Raw genomic sequence first — 18,179 nt, forward strand, 5'->3', positions numbered from 1 at the left:
CTTAATAATATGATGAAAAAACTACGATTGTTGTTTGTGCTGTTATGGATGACAAGCAACTTATTTTCTTCTCCTGTTACAGGATTATTAGAGCGCATCGACAAAGGAGCTTCCTCCAAATTTATTATTGAACGTCAGAAATCGGAAACTGATTTTTTTGAACTCGATCAGAAAGGTGATAAAGTAATTATCCGGGGTAATGACTATGTAAATATTGCTACCGGATTGAATTGGTATTTGAAATATTATGCAGGCATACATCTTTCTTGGAATGGAATGACTGCAAAACTGCCTGCTGTTTTGCCCCCTGTGACTAAAAAGGAACGGCATGAAACGGATCTGCCCTATCGTTATGATCTGAATTATTGTACTTTCTCTTATTCCATGGCTTTTTGGGACTGGGAGCGTTGGGAAAAGGAGATAGATTGGATGGCGCTTCACGGCATCAATCTTTCCCTGGCATTGACAGGGACTGAGTCGGTTTGGAGAAATGTACTTCTAAAACTGGGATATACTAAGGATGAAATTAATGAATTTGTAGCCGGACCGGGTTTTACAGCTTGGTGGTTGATGAATAATCTGGAAGGGTGGGGAGGACCTAATCCTGAAAGTTGGTATACCCGTCAGGAAAAACTTCAGAAGAAGATTGTAAAAAGAATGCGTGAATATGGCATCGAACCTGTGTTGCCGGGATATTGTGGCATGGTTCCTCATAATGCAAAGGAGAAATTAGGATTGAATGTTGCTGATCCCGGATTTTGGTGCAGCTATCATCGTCCTGCCTTTTTACAGCCGGAGGATGAACGCTTTGAAGAAATCTCTGCTTTGTATTATAGAGAACTGACAAAACTGTATGGAAAAACTGGTTTTTACGCTATTGATCCGTTTCATGAAGGGGGAAGTACTCAAGGAGTAAATTTGGATGTAGCCGGTAAAGCCATCATGAAAGCCATGAAAAAAACAAATCCGGATGCTGTGTGGGTGGCTCAGGCATGGCAGGACAATCCTCGTACTCCGATGATAGAGCATCTGGAAGCAGGAGACCTGTTAGTCTTGGACTTGCATAGCGAATGCCGTCCGCAATGGGGGGACCCGGCGTCAGAGTGGTGTCGCAAAGGAGGATACGGGCAGCATGAGTGGGTGTACTGCATGTTGTTGAATTTTGGTGGTAACATTGGGCTTCATGGTAAAATGGATGCGCTGATTGATGGCTTTTATGACGCGAAAGCAGATGTTCATGCCGGAAGGACATTGCGTGGAGTAGGGATGACTCCGGAAGGTATTGAGAACAATCCGGTTATGTATGAGCTGGTGATGGAATTGCCATGGCGTGAACATCGGTTTACTCGTGATGAGTGGTTGAAAGGATACGTATATGCTCGTTATGGGGTAGAGGATGAGGCTTTGCAACAAGTTTGGGATTTATTAGGTAACGGTATTTATAATAGTCCCAAGGAGAAAATACAACAGGGAACGCATGAGTCGGTATTCTGCGCTCGTCCGGGGTTGGATGTATATCAGGTATCCAGTTGGTCGGAGATGAAAGAATACTATAATCCGCAGGATGTGATAGAGGCTGCCCGACTGATGGTTTCTGTGGCTGATAAATATCAGGGTAATAATAATTTTGAGTTCGATTTGGTGGATGTGCTCCGGCAGGCATTGGCAGAAAAGGGGCGTTTGATGCAAAAAGTGGTAACGGCTGCGTTTCGGGCAGGAGACAAGCAAGTATTTGAGTTGGCTTCACAGCATTTTCTGCATCTTATTCTATTGCAAGACCAGTTGCTGGGTACCCGGAAAGAATTCAAGGTTGGAACTTGGATTGAAGCGGCACGTTCAGCAGGACAGACCCAGGAAGAAAAAGCATTATACGAATGGAATGCACGTGTTCAGATTACTACATGGGGAAATCGTGTAGCGGCAGATCAAGGCGGACTTCGTGATTATGCTCATAAAGAATGGAATGGCATTTTGAAAGATTTCTATTTTATGAGATGGAAGGCTTATTTTGATTATTTAGCTTGTGTCCTGGATGGAAAGCAACCGGAGGAACTTGATTTTTATACCTTGGAAGAAGCATGGACTAAAGAAACAGGATTCTATTCCTCAATTCCTGAAGGAAATACTGTGGTAGTAGCTAAAAACATTTTTGAAGAAGTTTTTTAAATGTTCTTTCTACTATGGATAACTTAAGACTTTCATAGGTTATAAGGCTTGATTATGGGTTCAGAACTGATGGGTATGAAACTATGATAACTTTATTCACGGTAGGGGGTGGATTGAATTTACCCCTTACGGTGAATGAAAGTTATGGAAACAGATAGCGTGTGGAAAACGCTTACTTCTTCTTCTCGGATGTCTGTTTCCAGATACGTACCATATAGAATGCGCAATGTGTGAACGCAAAGACGAACGAAATAGCGAGCAATGTCTTGTCTTCTTCCCAGCCTACTGTCTGTTGATGCCACAATCCTGTAATAACTGAAAGTACAGACAGGGCGATTCCTGTCATATTCAATATGGTGAGTCCTTTGCGTCGTTTTACGTTATGTTCCAGTTTGCTGTGTTTTACTCCATAGCAGGCATAAACATCCAGACCTATCAGCATCCATAATACCAATCGGATCCAAGTGTCAGCCGGAAGAAACAACATCATACAAAGGCAGGTAAGGATGCCCAGAATCGGTACCGTGGGAACAAAAGGAGTTTTAAAGGCACGATGTACGTCAGGCATACTTTTACGCACGATCAATACTGCCGCGCAAACCAATGTGAAGGCGAATAAGGTACCTATACTGGTCATTTCTCCGGCTACACGTGCCGGAACAAATGCTGCCAGCCCTCCTACAATGACCATGAATAACAAATTACTGTGTGCCGGTGTCCGGTATTTCTCGTGAATCTTTGAAAAGAAAGGAGGCAACAGTCCGTCGCGGCTCATACTTAGAAATACACGGCTTTGTCCTAGCAAAGTTACCATAATAACCGAGCAGTAACCAAACAGGATAGCCAGTACGATGGCCCGGTTCAACCACGGATAATCCGGATGAATTACTCCTGTGGCATCTGCATGTCCCATGTGGTCAATCGCTACGGCAACAGGTGCGATACCTTGTTGTCCTGCAAAGTCAGAATAATGGGCAACTCCCGTCATTACGTAAGCAAACACCATATAAAGAATGGTGCAAATCAGCAGGGAACCTAGAATGCCGACGGGCATATCCCGTTTCGGATTTTTTGTTTCCTGAGCGGCTGTACTTACGGCATCAAAACCAAGAAAGGCGAAAAATACAATCGCTGCTCCACGCAATACACCCGAGAATCCGAACTCGCCTAAAGTACCAGTATTGGCAGGGATATAAGGAACATAATTCTCTGCATTAATGTATTTCCATCCTAATACAACGAAAATAAGAATCACTGCCACTTTCAGGAACACAATGAAGCCGTTAAAGATAGAACTTCCTTCTGTTCCACGAATCAGAAAAATACTCATCAGCACTACAATCAGTGCGGCTGGTATATTCACAATACCTCCGTCCCAGGGACAAGCAGCAAGTGCATGGGGGATATTTATCCCCACTCCTTCCAGAAAAACAACGAGATATCTGCTCCAGCTGATACTGACGGTAGTAGCGGCAACAGTATATTCCAATACTAGATCCCAGCCGATAATCCATGCTATAAGTTCGCCCATTGTAGCATATGAGTATGTATAAGCACTACCTGCTACAGGTATCATGGAAGCAAACTCGGCATAACATAAACCGGCAAAGCAACAACCTATTGCCGCTATGGCGAAAGATAAAGTAATGGCAGGCCCTGTGTATCCTGCGGCTACTGTTCCGGTGATGGAGAATAATCCGGCACCGATGATAACACCTACTCCTAATGCGATCAAGCTCCATGGTCCCAAGACTCTTTTCAGGGTCTTGTTTCCAGATTCATTGGCTTCGGCTTGTAATGCAGCAAAAGGCTTCTTGATAAATAATCCCATATCTTTTTACAACATATTTAGTGATAATTGTGTGCAAAGGTACGGATAACTGCCCTGAATTACAAGCTATAAGTAAAGGCTATAACGATTATTCGAGATATTTCGTTATTCTTCCACTTAGTTGGAGCAGGGAAATTTCACAGACTTTGGTGTTATATTCAGCAGACAAAATACGTTCTTCCGCATCAAGCAGGCTCTTTTGGGCTTCACGCATCTCGATGCCGGAGAGATCTCCCAGCAGATAACGTTCTTTGGCTATTTCATGGTTTTCACGGGCGGCAACCAGATTCTGGCGTTCCAAATTTAATAAACGTAAATTATTGCGATAGGCCTGCCACAGATTGCTTAAATCCGCTTTCAAGCCCAATTCCAGCTGTTCTCTTTCCAGTTGCGAGTTACGTATTTGCAGGCTGGCATTGCGCTTTTCACGGCGACGGTTACCATCCCATAGGTTAATGCCTACGGTAATTCCTCCGTTTAGTCCCCAATTGCTTCTCCGGCTGGTGGCGTTTGTTTCATATTTGTTGAATGTATAGCCATAACCGGCGTTCAATTTTACATAGGGATAATTACGGGATAGAACCTGACGGTAATCCAATTGGGCAATTGTTGTATTTTGATCAGCTTTCAGCAGGTTGGCATTCGTCTTGAGGGTGGATTCCCATAATTCATCGTAATTCAGCGCATCATTCACTGTTATAATGGAGTCATTGACACGTAGCGGTCGGTTGACTTCCTGTACGGCCATTAACTCGTTCAGGTTGATACGTGAGGTAACCACCAGTTCCTGTTGTTTCATATATTGTGCACTGTCTGCATTGAAGTCCACTTTGGCTTGTTGATAATCCAGCCGGGAAAAATTACCGATATGGTATCGTTCTTCTACAATGCGCAGGCGTTCTTTGGATAAAGACACAGCGTAAAGGAAGTTCTTCAGACGTATTTCCTGTTGTACATAATTATAGTATTCGGCAGTGAGTCCCGCTATGAAGTCTTCAAGGGTAATACGCGTGTTGGTTTCTCCCTGGCGTTCCAGTTCCTTCAGTTTTTTGTAGGTGGTGCTGATATTGAATCCGTCGAACAGAGTCCAGTTTACATCCAGTCCGGCCTTTAAGGTTTGGTCGTAGATGTTTCGTTCACTGGCTGTAGTGCCTGTACTTCTACTCTTGGTATCCGTATTGTCCAACGTTCCTGTATATCCGGCAGACAAATCAACAGTCGGCAGATAACCGGCATTTGCTAATGTGGCATTGTTATGGCTGATCTGTTCTTCATTACGGGTGATACGTATGGAATAATTGTTTGCAAGTCCTTCCTCCAGACATTTTTTCAGCGTATAAGGATATTGCGCATAGGTGGAAGCCACCCATGCAGTACAGATACATAAAGTTATAATGATTCGTTTCATACAGTTTCTGTTTTAACGTTTCGGTTGGTAGATATATAACTATAAATAGCCGGTACGATATACATGGTCAGGAAAGTAGATACTAACATTCCTCCCACAACAGCCGTACCCATGGCGATACGTTGGTTGGCGCCTTCTCCTGTTGCGAATGCCAGCGGGATCAAGCCTAATACGGTAGAGGCACTTGTCATGAGAATAGGGCGCAAGCGTTGCAAAGCGGCATCCCGTATGGCCTGCATCTTGTTTTCACCGGATTCTTGTTTCTGATTGGCAAATTCCACAATCAAGATACCATTCTTTGCTACCAGACCAATCAGCATAATAATACCGATCTGGCTGAATATGTTCATGGTAATGCCACCGGCATACATGAAAATCAGTGCTCCTGCAATGGCCAGAGGAACGGTAAGCATGATGATGAAAGGGTCCTTGAAACTTTCGAACTGTGCCGCCAGAATAAGATAGATAAGTATCAATGCCAGAATGAAAGCAAACATCAGGCTGGATGAACTTTCCCGATAGTCTTTGGAGTCTCCCGACAAGGCGGTACGGAAAGTTTCGTCCAAAGTCTGGGCGGCGATTTTATCCATTTCTTCCAAGCCTTGTCCGATGGTCTTTCCATCTGCCAGTCCGGCAGATACGGTAGCGGAAATAAAACGGTTGTAGTGGTACAATTTAGGAGGAGCTACGGATTCTACAAATTCTACCAGATTGTCCAATTGAATCATTTCCCCTTTGTCGCTTCGTATGTAAATAGATTTGATATTGGCCGGTGTATTACGTTGTTGGCGGTTTATCTGACCCAAAATCTCATATTGTTTTCCATTCATATAAAAATAGCCCATACGTTGTCCGCTGAGACCGTATTGCAGTGTTTCGGCTATATCACGCACGGTGGCTCCCATTGTACCTGCCTTATCACGGTTAATATTCACTCTCATTTCCGGGCTGCTGAACTTCAGGTCCACGTCCGCCATCTGGAAAGTAGGGTTGTCATATACTTTGCTTAAAAAAGCCGGTAATACTTTCTCCAGTTTTTCTATACTGACAGCTTGTAGTACATATTGTACGGGCATACTTCCTCTCCGTCCGCCGAAAGAAGACTGTTGTTGCACAAAGGCACGTGCTTTCGTCTTGTTGCGGATGGCCTGTGAGATACGTTCGGCAACTTCCATCTGGGTGTAATCACGATCTTTGATATCTTTCAATGTGATACGTATATTTCCACTGCCACTGGAAACACGTGCGGTTACAGATTCGGCATCAGGTATAATAGAATCTACCAGATTGTTGATATCTTCCGTATAATCACGGATGTATTCATAGCTGGCGCCTTCGGCTGCACGGGTATTGATACTTATTTGCGACCGGTCTTCCATCGGAGCCATTTCAGCGGGTATCTGGACCCAAAGTACTCCGATGGCTATCAACATAATCACTGTAACAGGTATTGCCCATATGCGTCTTTTAAGAAAAGCGTTCAGTGAACGGGCATATATGCGGTTCATACCTTCAAAGAAAGGCTCTGTCTTTTGGTAGAACCATCCCTGTTTTTCCCGTTTTATCAATAGCTTGGTTGCCAGCATAGGGGTGAACGTTAATGCGGCAAAGGAAGAAATGACGACCGAACCTGCCACAACGAAACTGAACTCACGGAACAGACGTCCGCTGGTTCCTTCCATAAATACGATGGGCAGGAACACTGCCACCAAGGTGATAGTGGTGGAGATAACAGCGAAGAAAATTTCTTTTGCCCCTTCTATTCCTGCTTCGAACGGACGCATACCTCGTTCTATGCGGATATAGATATTTTCTGTCATAACGATGGCGTCATCCACTACCAAACCTACGGACAATACCACCGCCAGCATGGTCAGCACATTGATGGAGAAACCTGCTATGTACATCACAAAGAAAGCTCCGATCAATGAAACCGGAATCACGATGCAGGGAATCAGTGTCACGCGCCAGTCGCGCAAGAACAGGAAAATGATGATGATAACCAGTACGAACGCTTCATACACCGTACTTTTTACTTCATCAATGGAAGCGCGGATAAACTTAGTGTTGTCAAAGCCATAGCTGTATTTCACATCGTCGGGCAAGTCCTTCTTCATCTGCTCCATACGCTGGTATACGGCATCGGCGATTTCGATATGGTTGGCACCGGGTTGTGGAATGACAACGACACCTACCATCGGCACTCCGTTCATTTTCATGTAACTCTTGATATCTGCCGGACCTAGTTCGGCGTAACCGATATCGCTGAAACGGACCACTCTTCCGCCTACTTCTTTTAATATGATGTTATTGAATTCTTTAGCGGTGTGCATTTGTCCCATGGTGCGTAAGGTCAATTCTACGGTATTACCTTCAATGCTGCCCGAGGGGAGTTCTATATTTTCATTGGTTATCGCGTTCTTTACATCTACCGGAGTAATACCATATCCTGCCATTTTGGTGGGGTCGAGCCATAGGCGCATGGAGTAACGTTTTTCTCCCCAAATAGATACGCTGCTTACATCCGAAATGGTTTGCAGTTGTTCTTTTACGGTCAAGTCTGCTATTTCACTCAGTTCCAACAGAGAGCGGCTGTCACTTTGGATAGCTACCATCAGGATAGGCGTTGCATCGGCATCAGCCTTGGATACAGTAGGAGGGTCACAGTCGCGTGGCAGGTAACGTTGTGCGCGGGACACTTTGTCGCGTACGTCATTGGCGGCAGTTTCCAAATCGACGGATAATTCAAATTCCACTGTGATACGGCATTGCCCTTGTTGGCTGACACTGGACAAAGAACGGATTCCCGGAATACCGTTGATGTTTTGTTCCAAAGGCTCGGTTATCTGATTCTCGGTTACATCGGCATTGGCACCCGAGTAACTACAGGTAACAGAGATGATCGGATTATCTACTGAAGGATATTCGCGGACTCCCAATGTATTGTAACCGATCAGTCCGAAAAGTAATATGATGATGGTAAGCACGGTGGCAAGCACAGGCCTACGGATACTAAGTTCGGAAATATTCATAAAAGTATTTTTTTAGTTGTTAGTTAATGGCCTGAAGTTCCACAGGCATTCCCTTACGTAATTGCAGTGTACCCGATGTCAGGATGGTATCACCCACAGACAATCCTCGTACAATCTGTACTTCGGCTTCGGTACGAAGACCTATGATAACATCTACAGGGTCTGCAACTCCGCTACGATAAACAAATACTTTATTTTTACCCATTTCGGGGACAATCGCTTCGGATGGAATCGCTATCGCATCTTCTATTTCTTTTTGTTTTAATTGAATATCTGCATATCTGCCTGCCAGCAGTTCGCCGTTGCGGTTGGGGTAGATGGCACGGATGTTCAATGAATGGGTTTCCATATCTATACTGGATTCGGTTGCATAAACCTGTGCATGATAGGTATCCAGTTTTCCTTCTACTTTGAATTCCAGATTAGTCCCTTTTTTTATTTCCCGGGCATAACGTTCCGGTACAGCGAACTCTACTTTCAATGGAGTCACTTTGGTCAGTCTGGCTACTACAGTGGTGGGGGAGGCGTATGCTCCCGTACTGACCTGCCTCAATCCGATGATACCGTCGAATGGTGCGCGGAGTTCGGTCATGTCAATGTTGGCTTTGATATTTTCGATATCAGCGTTAAGGGTGGCAAGTTCGGTTTTTACCTGTTCGTATGCTTCTTTACTGACCGCATCTCGTTTTAACAGGGCGTTTTGGCGGAACACACGGTCTTCGGCTAAAGGTATTTGTGCTTCCAGACGTTTTAACTGAGCCTGTAACTGCCGGTCGTTTACTTTGGCAAGTAATTCTCCTCGTTTTACCAATGTGCCTTCTGTGAAAAAAATATCGGTGATCTTTCCGGAGGTTTCAAAAGACAGACTCACTTCTTCGTCAGGAACCAGGCGTCCGGTCACCAATATTTCATCTGTCAGCAAGTGTGGTTTTATGACTTGTGCATTGACTTTCAATGTGCGTTGCTTGTTTTCTTTAGGCAACGCGTCGGCGGCTGTCAGTTCTTCATTTTCGTGAGGGGTAAATTGATAGATGCCTAGTCCGGCCAAGCCGGCTCCGATTAATATAATGATGCCCCATTTGATTCGTTTGTTCATGTGCCTTTCTATATGGGTTTAATAAATACGTTAATGTAAGATTAGATAAAAAAACGTGGCGTTCAGTTTAAACGCCACGTTCTTTTTTAATATTTTTTTTCGTTTGCCAGTTTCCACATCGCAAGGAAAGAGGCTTTGGTTATATCGACTATCTTCAGCCAATTGATTTTCTGTGTTTCATCTCCCGGAAGGTGATAATCGGGATGGGCATCAGTGTGATACCATATAATAGGTATTCCCAGTTTGGCGAACGTGCCGTTGTCGCTGCCTCCCACCGGATTGTCCCAAGCCCGGTAGTCAGGGGATAACTGCAAGCGGTAATCCTCAATATCTTTTTTCAGCCAGTCACCGAAGGCCTGATGGGCTGCGGTATAGAAGTAAACGAAATAATCGGGCTGGTCCTCCCGGCTGTTACGTCCTATCATGTCATAGTTCAGATAGCCTTTTACCTTTTTAATATCCGGATAGTTCATGGCGAAATAACGGGAGCCCAGCAATCCCTTTTCCTCACCATCCCAAAAAGCGAAGATAACGGTACGTTCCGGCTGCTCGCCGGTAGCAAGAAAAGCACGGGCTACCTGTAATACGGCTTGAACGCCTGATGCATTATCATCTGCACCGTTATAAATCTGATCTCCTTCCAGCATCGGATCGTAGCCTATGTGGTCGTAATGTGCACCGATAATGACAATTTCATTTGGATTCTTTCCTTCTATTTTACCTAAGATATTACGTAATGCCAATTTTTGATATACCACTTTTTTCAGTTCCGCAATAGAATCGGGATGTACTTGCCAGCGTTTCCCTTTCACTTGCCGTTCAGCATGATACACGTCAAAGGGCTGTATATAGTCTCCGTCCAGTGGCTTTATTCCCATCTGTTTCAGGCAGGAAATGATATAATTGCCTGCAATGCGTCCACCTTTCCATCCGGCTTCGCGTCCTTCCAGTTCGTCACAGGCCAAAAAGCCGATATGTGCTTCGGCTGTGGCACGGTTGATGGTTTCTACTCCTTTTTTTTCAGGAGCTACTTTTTTAGGAGAAGCGGCATTCAGCCCGGTGGTGCATAATGCAAACAGTGCAATAGCTAAGAGGTGTTTTTTCATAAAGTTGTGGTTTTTAGTAAGCGGCGCGATACTTGCCTTCTTCCTTGTCTTCCAACATATTCAGGTAAGAAGTATAGCGTGACTCGCTGATTAGATGTTTCTCCACTGCATCGCGTACGGCGCATCCGGGCTCGTGCCTATGGGTGCAGTTTCCATACTTGCAATGAGCGGAATATTCAAATATTTCTTTAAAGTAATGTCCTACTTCCTCTTCTTCCATATCGAATGTTCCGAAACCTTTGATACCCGGAGTGTCGATGATGTATCCGCCGCCGTCTACCGGGAACATTTCGGAAAAGGTTGTGGTATGCATTCCCTTGTTATGGTAATCGGATATTTCACCTGTTTTCAAAGTTTGTTCAGGTAAAATGGCGTTGATTAATGTTGATTTCCCTACTCCTGAGTTGCCGGAAAGCAAAGTGACCTTCCCTTCCAGGTCTTTTTTCACTTCATCTGTACCTATGTTGTTCAGTGCGGAAACTTTGAAGCAAGGGTAACCGATGTATGTGTACAGGTTTATCAGAGCATCCATATAGCGTGTATCATCCTCATTATACCTGTCTGTCTTATTGAATATCAGTTTGACGGGTACACGGTATGCTTCCGCGGTGGCTAGAAAACGGTCAATGAATATAGTTGAGGTTTCGGGATAATTAATTGTAACAATCAGCATACATTGATCCAGATTGGCAGCCAGTATGTGCGATTGTTTGGAAAGGTTGGAGGCGCGCCGGATGATATAGTTCTTGCGGTCTTCTATCTCACTGATGAAGGCGGTTCCTTCATTGTTGATAATGATTTGTACATAATCTCCTACAGCAATGGGATTGGTACTCCGAATACCCTTTAAACGGAAATTTCCTTTGATCTTGCATTCGATGGTACGTCCGTCTTCTGTTTTGACAAGATACCAGCTGCCTGTGTTTTTTATTACTAGTCCTTTCATAAATTAAAATGAAGAATGAAAAATGAAGAAAGAGGAATTGGACCGCACGGACAAAAGCAAGGCTGTGCAGGACAATTCTTCCTTCTTCATTATTATTGCTTCATTATTTTAAGTTCTTCATTAAACCGTCATAATTTCTTTATCTTTCTCTGCCAGAAGTTCTTCAATCTTCGCGATATATTTATCGTGTACTTTCTGAAGTTTGGCTTCCGCATTCTTTTGCTCGTCTTCGGGCATACCCTCTTTAACGGCCTTTTTCAGTGTGTCTATAGCGTCACGGCGTGCGTTGCGTATACTTACTTTTGCGGTTTCGCCTTCGCCTTTACATTGTTTGGCCAGTTGCTTGCGGCGTTCCTCTGTCAATGGCGGAATACCCAAACGGATAATTTCACCGTTGTTTTCGGGAGTGATGCCCAGATCAGAGTCCATGATAGCTTTTTCGATGATACGGAACATACTTTTGTCCCATGGCTTGATGGCGATACTGCGTGCATCGGGAGTAGTCACGGCAGCTACATTACTGATGGGAACCATGCTTCCATAAGAGTCAACACGAATGCCGTCCAGCAACCGGGTACTGGCTTTTCCTGCACGAATGTGCGCTAAGGCTTCTTCCAAATACATAACGGCCATGTCCATTTTCTCTTGTGCGTCGTTGATGCAAGTTTTTGCGTCTATCATACTGTTCTGTTATTTAAGTTGTTTATTGATTCGTTTTAAGTGAAACAAAAGTAATTTATTTTTTGATTATCTGCAATAAAAGAGAGATGATTTTATATTTCTAACGGCTCTTTACCTTATCATCACCAGTTTAAGTTGTTGGGGCTTTATTAAAAACAAATGAAAAGTTTTTGTGTTTTATCGGATAACAGCTATCTTTGTTTCTATCCCATAAGCAGAATTAGAAAACAATGAGAATATGGAAGAAAATTACAGACGATACCCCATAGGTATACAGAATTTTGAGCAGTTGCGTAACCGGAATTGTGTATATGTAGACAAGACCGAACTGGTTTACCGATTGGCTAACACGGACAGTGTGTATTTTCTGAGCCGTCCGCGGAGGTTTGGGAAAAGCTTGTTGGTGTCCACTCTTGAGGCTTACTTTCAAGGGAAAAAAGATTTGTTTAAGGGGCTGGCCATGGAGCGTCTGGAAAAGGACTGGAACGTGTATCCGGTATTCCATATTGATTTCAGTCTGACTAAATATACTACCCTGTTCGATTTGCAGGAACAGTTGAATCTGTTTTTACTTCGTTGTGAAAAGGTTTATGGGGCGGAAAAGGAGGAAAAGACTCCTGCTGCTCGTCTGCAAGGTATGATCCGTCGTGCGTATGAACAGACCGGTCTGCCGGTCGTTGTCCTGATTGACGAATACGACGCTCCTCTTTTGGACAGTAATTCCAACATCCCCTTGCAGCAGGAGCTTCGGAATGAACTGCGTAAGTTTTTCAGTCCTCTCAAGGGATTGGGGCAATACCTTCGTTTCCTCTTTATCACGGGAATCAGCAAGTTCAGCCAGATGAGCATCTTCAGTGAGCTGAATAATTTGAAGAACATCAGTATGCGGGATGACTTCAGCGCGATATGCGGCATCACCGAGCGGGAGTTGCTGGACGAGCTTCGTCCGGACATTGAGCGGATGGCTTTGGCGAACGGCGAGACGTATGAAGCTGCCTGTGCGCATCTGAAGCGGCAGTATGACGGGTATCATTTCAGCAAGCATTGTGAGGATATTTACAATCCTTTCAGTCTGTTCAATGCCTTTGATGCAAAGGAGTACAAGAATTTCTGGTTCTCTACCGGCACTCCTACTTTCTTGATTGATTTGTTGCAGGAAACGGATTTTGACGTGCGCCAGCTGGAGGGGGTGGAGGCTACAGACGAGCAGTTTGATGCCCCGACGGAACGTGTAACTAGTCCTATCCCCGTTTTATATCAAAGTGGTTACCTGACGATCAAGGGATATGATCCCGAGTTCCAGGTGTACCGGCTGGCCTATCCCAACGGGGAGGTGCGTAAAGGTTTCATCGAGTCCCTGTTGCCCGCTTACCTTGAGTTGCCGGGTCAGAGCAGTACTTTTTATGTCGTTTCCTTCATTCGCGATCTTCGTAAGGGAGATATAGAGAGCTGCTTGGAACGTACGCGTTCTTTCTTTGCTTCCATTCCCAATGATTTGGAGAACAAGACGGAGAAGCATTACCAGACCATCTTTTATTTGTTGTTCCGTCTGATGGGGATGTATGTGGACAGCGAGGTGAAAAGTGCGGTGGGGCGTGCGGATGTGGTCATAAAGATGCAGGATGCTATTTATGTGCTGGAATTTAAATATGACGGTACGGCCCGGGAGGCATTGGCGCAGATAAACAGCAGGCTGTATGCTGTTCCTTATCGCAAGGATGGCAGGCGCATCGTGAAGGTGGGGATTAATTTCGACAGTGCCACCCGTACTATCGGGGACTGGGTGATAGAAGTGGAAGATACGGTGGATAATTTGTAGCTTGCAGGCGGAGTGACATTTCGAAGGTGGCTGTCTGCTTTTGATGAATACTTAAGCCTTTTTCCCCTGTATACTAAGTCTTTTCTACTGCATGATTAAGCTTTTTCATACGGTAACCTACTACAGACTCCGATAATGGACTGTATAAACTATTGTAGTGGACCGTACGGTCTGATGTAACAGACTGTACAGTCTACTGACGGAGTCTGTAGTAGGTTACCGCATGAAAGGCCTTAACTGTACGGAAGAAACCCCTTAATCTACGGGGAGAATACTTTTATAGGCAAGATTGTTATTTTTTTATCATCTGTCTGAAGATTGCTTTTCTTTGGAAAGGAGAATAAGAAGGTTGCCCTTTTGAAGTAAATCTGGCCGGTAAGCATTATCTTTGCATTAAAAAAGATGATAACTTTATATTTAGCCCGTCACGGGCAGACAGAAGAGAATATCGCCCGTATTTTCCAAGGACATATGCCGGGCACGCTGACTGTTGAAGGAATAGCACAGGCTGAAGCGCTGCGTGATACTTTGCGGAACATCTCTTTGGACGCAGTGGTCAGTAGTGATTTGAAACGGTGTGTGGATACGGCCCGTATCGCTGTGGAAGGTCGGAACCTGCCTTGGGAGAAAACGGTCTTGTTGCGTGAAATCGATTGGGGGAGTTGGACAGGTCTTGCCATTAAAGAAGTTGATTTGCAACATTTTCCGGCAGATGTGGAAACGGAGGCGATGCTCTATGAACGTGCGGGGCGTTTTGTGGACTACTTGAAAGAGCGATATGATGGAAAACAGGTGTTGGCAGTCGGGCATGGACTGATAAACAGGGCGGTACAGGCACACATTCAAGGAGTGACTTTGGAACATTTACGTAGTGTGCCAAAGATGAATAATGCGGAACTACGCCGGTTCAAGTTAACGTAATTCCGCATTGAATAACACGTGGTTATTGCAAAGTGATTCCCATGATTCCTATCACCACATCATTGGACAGGGTTTCCAGGGTCAGCCCTTTTAGTTCCTTGGAATGATCCAAAGGAATATCGAGCAATATGCCTGCACCACCTTCTATCTCACGTCCATATACGCCGGTGATGTTGAGTTCCTTACCCAGATCACGGCTTACTTTACCGCTTTTCAAGTGCAGACGGTACGGCCGGGGAGCAGTTGCTTGGAATGCTTTGCCGTCCACATAGAAATCTTGTTCTATAGGACACCAGTTGTCCGGATTGGTCAACTCCGTTGCTTGGGAAGTTCCGTCTGCATAGTGTATGCGTATTATTCCATTGGCAATGTGGCACTGCATGTGGTTGGTACTTCCCGCCATCAGCAGATAAGCATGTGAGGCCGTGCCGGATAGTGAGATGGTGGAACTGTCCGGGTAATTATCCCATAGGGAGGTGAAAAGAATGTTGTTTCCTTTTTCTTTCAGACGGAAGGGGATGCCTAAAGACGTTTGGAAAGTATCATGATGTACAAGACTGCGTAATTCCGAGTCGTCTATGGTAGCACTCAGCAGCGGATGACACCATTCTCCTATTCCCTGTGTGGGAAGTTGCAACGTAGTGTATGGAGACCGGGGAGACAGGTATTCATTTTGATATATATCGGTGACGGAAGCATTCAGTTGCCGGTCAAAATCAACCATCCGGCATTTTTCGGGACGGATATCTGCAAAGTCTGTATAGGAGGGGGATTCCCGGACGTTCTCTATATAGATATTAACAGGTTGCCACCAATCCATTTCTCCCTGATGGGTGTAAACAAAGAAAGTGTGGTGTCCCGGTTCACCTTTTATCTGTGCGTTGAAAGCGGTGGCTTCTACAGTGTGATTTGCTAAAACGCTCTGAGGATCATATACTTGGGAGATGGATGCTCCCGAAGGTATTTGCAAAGCCAACTTCCCGTTTGAAGTGATGACTGGTTCCTGGACTGCCAACGTGTGAAGTGGTGCTCCTTCCCATTCGATGGTAATGGTGGTTGAAGATGTTCCTTCCGCCTGGATTGAAAGAAGAGGATAGCCATGGGCCGATTCGATGGATTGCCATGTGGCAGGGACACCGTTCACTTTTACTGAACGGATCTTCTCTTTTCTGGCATTGACGTGCAATACCGGATGGAGAGGAGTCTGGAACCGTTGTGTGATATGATAGGTATCCGTATCTTCTTTCCGGGTAAAGCGATAGCTTATATCGGGAGTGCTGACGGAAGCCTTGTCCCAGTCGTCCGGGAAGCCCGGCCGGAGGATGATTTGCTGGTTCAGGGCATCCGGCAGGATACCGAACAGACCTTGGATCAGTACTCGTGAAGCGACTCCGATGGGATCACCGAAATCGCGGTAGCATTCTCCGCGTGCGGCATCATAGAAGCTGATCTGGCCGAAGTTACCCGGACTGTCTCCTAGATACATGCCGTCCAGAACAGAGCTTCTCAAAAGTTTGTATCCGGCGTCGGCACGTCCGGCCTGGAAGTATGACAATGCGGTATGCATCACTTCGGCAAAGGCGACATTATTGATGCTCCATGAGTAGGGCAGCCAGTTGGTGGTGGCGATAGTGGCATAGCCATTCTCTTTTAATCCATGGGCTGTGACGGGAATATGAGGAATGGCTGTGTCTACATAACGGGTAGCCTGATAGGCTTGGAACGGATTGGCTGTTTCGCTGTCTATAGCATGATAAATGGTCCATACAGCGGCACTTTCGTGTACTCGCTTGTGACCCATAAAATCTTGATATTCCGCCCAATGTCCTTTGTCGGGAAGCCATAGCCTCTCGTTCATGGCTTTCAGAATCTTTTCGGCTTCGTTGCGGTAAGGAGTGGGATCCTCGCCTATCTTTTCTGCCAATTGGGCCGCTGTCTTGTTGGCACGGTAGTTATAAGCCGATGAATGGGTGACTGCTCCGCTATTGTAATAAAGGGCGTCACTGGCCCAAATACAGGCGTATGCGTCATACAGCCCGTCGTTATCCGGGTCGTAGTTCAGCTTTTCCCATGCGAGGTGACGGGTGATGACAGGCCACATTTGGCGGACATAATCCAAGTCCCCCGTCCACTTGAAATGCCATAACAATTCGTCTATGTAGCAAAGGTTCATGTCGTAGTGGTGCATCTGATTATTGCGGTGAGGATTACGGCAGATGTATCCGTTACTGTATTGGGGTGTACCCCATTTCTTGACGGAACGTGCCAGATGCAGGGCGGAATCTTGTGCCGGATGGGGGAGGGTGTTGGGCACTTCGGTGACCTGACTTGCCGCGTATGCGTTGAAATGGGTCCGGGCACGGTCATGCCATCCCAAAACATCGCCGGTATAGGCGGCTCGCCAGCCACTGAGGGGCATTCGCCAGCCTATGGCACCGTGTAACCACACTTCGCCATCCCAGATTCCATCGGCAGCCATAGCCAGCGTGCCTCCTAAGGTGTTGAAATAAGGGTCGGGTGTTTCAATGCGGATGCGTGAGGCTGTTTCGGAGCGGGCGGCTTCTGCCTTTTTAAACAGGTTTTCGCCTTCGGCAGTCGTCAGTGTGCGTAGTTCCTGGTTTTCCAATAGAATATAAAGTGTTCCGTCTATCTGTACCGGGAAGGATTGTAACTGTTGAGGCTGGAGAGGAGCTTCGAAACTGTCGGCTGGGTCGGCTCCCATGTCTCCGTTACGGTTTAGTTTGGAATTACGTATCTCTGAAATGGATGCCAGTAGAACGGGATGGAATTCCTTGAAATTCCGGGCGTTGAATTGCCAGATAGCCCCTTCTTTATCGGGAAGTGCCCATGTGGTAATGGATAAGCTTCCGCCTCCGAAAGCCGGATCAGATAAACTGTAGCTGCGGCGTCCCGCTGTATAACGGGACTCGCAGTGTTCGGTAGAGTCAAGGGCTACCGTGCCTCCGGAGGTTTGCAGTTTAAAGCAGATGTGCTTCGGATTCTCCTTGGTATAAGCAGCGAATACGGGCCGGTCGCTTGTTTCCAGCCGGAATGCTGTGTGGCTGCCGTATAAGGCACGGGTAAAGCGATTCTTACCGTTGATGCAGACAAAATCGTCTCCGTCAGGGGTATATTGCAGGCTTCGGGTGGCATTCCGGCGATGTTCGTTGTAC

Annotated in this window: 11 protein-coding genes; 3 read left to right on the plus strand and 8 right to left on the minus strand. The window is 45.6% G+C overall.

Annotated features, from left to right (window positions below):
• Window positions 1–9 precede the first annotated feature (9 nt).
• On the plus strand, window positions 10–2,166 hold the full coding sequence (locus AB5062_RS19535) for an alpha-N-acetylglucosaminidase (RefSeq protein ID WP_118413825.1): 2,157 nt from the start codon (window positions 10–12) through the stop codon (window positions 2,164–2,166).
• A 172-nt stretch (window positions 2,167–2,338) separates the two neighbouring features.
• On the opposite strand, the gene AB5062_RS19540 is transcribed toward AB5062_RS19535, so the two are convergent.
• From AB5062_RS19540 to frr, 7 genes are all read right to left on the minus strand, one after another.
• A complete protein-coding gene (locus AB5062_RS19540; RefSeq protein ID WP_008669383.1) occupies window positions 2,339–3,997 on the minus strand; it encodes an amino acid permease in 1,659 nt (552 codons plus the stop codon).
• An 88-nt stretch (window positions 3,998–4,085) separates the two neighbouring features.
• Complete coding sequence (locus tag AB5062_RS19545; RefSeq protein WP_005839834.1) at window positions 4,086–5,405, minus strand: TolC family protein; 1,320 nt, start codon at window positions 5,403–5,405, stop codon at window positions 4,086–4,088.
• A complete protein-coding gene (locus AB5062_RS19550) occupies window positions 5,402–8,437 on the minus strand; it encodes an efflux RND transporter permease subunit (RefSeq protein ID WP_118292504.1) in 3,036 nt (1,011 codons plus the stop codon). Before AB5062_RS19550 ends, AB5062_RS19545 begins: the two co-directional genes overlap by 4 nt.
• 19 nt (window positions 8,438–8,456) lie before the next feature.
• Entirely contained in the window at window positions 8,457–9,533 is a 1,077-nt protein-coding gene (locus AB5062_RS19555) for an efflux RND transporter periplasmic adaptor subunit (RefSeq protein WP_005849123.1), read from the minus strand.
• An 86-nt stretch (window positions 9,534–9,619) separates the two neighbouring features.
• Window positions 9,620–10,639, minus strand: a complete 1,020-nt coding sequence (locus tag AB5062_RS19560) for a M28 family metallopeptidase (protein WP_368326896.1) — start codon at window positions 10,637–10,639, stop codon at window positions 9,620–9,622.
• 13 nt (window positions 10,640–10,652) lie between these two features.
• A complete protein-coding gene (gene rsgA, locus AB5062_RS19565) occupies window positions 10,653–11,585 on the minus strand; it encodes a ribosome small subunit-dependent GTPase A (protein WP_005839841.1) in 933 nt (310 codons plus the stop codon).
• Window positions 11,586–11,705: 120 nt separating this feature from the next.
• Complete coding sequence (frr, locus tag AB5062_RS19570; RefSeq protein WP_005839846.1) at window positions 11,706–12,266, minus strand: ribosome recycling factor; 561 nt, start codon at window positions 12,264–12,266, stop codon at window positions 11,706–11,708.
• A gap of 238 nt (window positions 12,267–12,504) precedes the next feature.
• Here frr and AB5062_RS19575 point away from each other — a divergent pair, with 238 nt between their 5' ends.
• Together AB5062_RS19575 and AB5062_RS19580 are read left to right on the plus strand one after the other, a co-directional pair.
• On the plus strand, window positions 12,505–14,085 hold the full coding sequence (locus AB5062_RS19575; protein WP_005839848.1) for an ATP-binding protein: 1,581 nt from the start codon (window positions 12,505–12,507) through the stop codon (window positions 14,083–14,085).
• 402 nt (window positions 14,086–14,487) lie between these two features.
• Window positions 14,488–15,006: a histidine phosphatase family protein gene (locus tag AB5062_RS19580; RefSeq protein WP_005839851.1), complete on the plus strand. Its 519-nt coding sequence runs from the start codon at window positions 14,488–14,490 to the stop codon at window positions 15,004–15,006.
• 22 nt (window positions 15,007–15,028) lie between these two features.
• On the opposite strand, the gene AB5062_RS19585 is transcribed toward AB5062_RS19580, so the two are convergent.
• Window positions 15,029–18,179 (minus strand): DUF4450 domain-containing protein (locus AB5062_RS19585; protein WP_368331267.1); only part of this gene is annotated, 3,151 nt, incomplete at its 5' end.

Source organism: Phocaeicola sp. RTP21359st1_B8_RTP21360_211022, assembly GCF_040911965.1.
Classification (GTDB): Bacteria; Bacteroidota; Bacteroidia; order Bacteroidales; family Bacteroidaceae; genus Phocaeicola; species Phocaeicola vulgatus.

Bases quoted from the DNA above. Each gene is read 5' to 3' on its own strand.
- frr (WP_005839846.1), bottom strand. From the start codon at position 12,266: ATGATAGACGCAAAAACTTGCATCAACGACGCACAAGAGAAAATGGAC.
- AB5062_RS19555 (WP_005849123.1), bottom strand. From the start codon at position 9,533: ATGAACAAACGAATCAAATGGGGCATCATTATATTAATCGGAGCCGGC.
- AB5062_RS19560 (WP_368326896.1), bottom strand. From the start codon at position 10,639: ATGAAAAAACACCTCTTAGCTATTGCACTGTTTGCATTATGCACCACC.
- AB5062_RS19575 (WP_005839848.1), top strand. From the start codon at position 12,505: ATGGAAGAAAATTACAGACGATACCCCATAGGTATACAGAATTTTGAG.
- rsgA (WP_005839841.1), bottom strand. From the start codon at position 11,585: ATGAAAGGACTAGTAATAAAAAACACAGGCAGCTGGTATCTTGTCAAA.
- AB5062_RS19540 (WP_008669383.1), bottom strand. From the start codon at position 3,997: ATGGGATTATTTATCAAGAAGCCTTTTGCTGCATTACAAGCCGAAGCC.
- AB5062_RS19535 (WP_118413825.1), top strand. From the start codon at position 10: ATGATGAAAAAACTACGATTGTTGTTTGTGCTGTTATGGATGACAAGC.
- AB5062_RS19545 (WP_005839834.1), bottom strand. From the start codon at position 5,405: ATGAAACGAATCATTATAACTTTATGTATCTGTACTGCATGGGTGGCT.
- AB5062_RS19550 (WP_118292504.1), bottom strand. From the start codon at position 8,437: ATGAATATTTCCGAACTTAGTATCCGTAGGCCTGTGCTTGCCACCGTG.
- AB5062_RS19580 (WP_005839851.1), top strand. From the start codon at position 14,488: ATGATAACTTTATATTTAGCCCGTCACGGGCAGACAGAAGAGAATATC.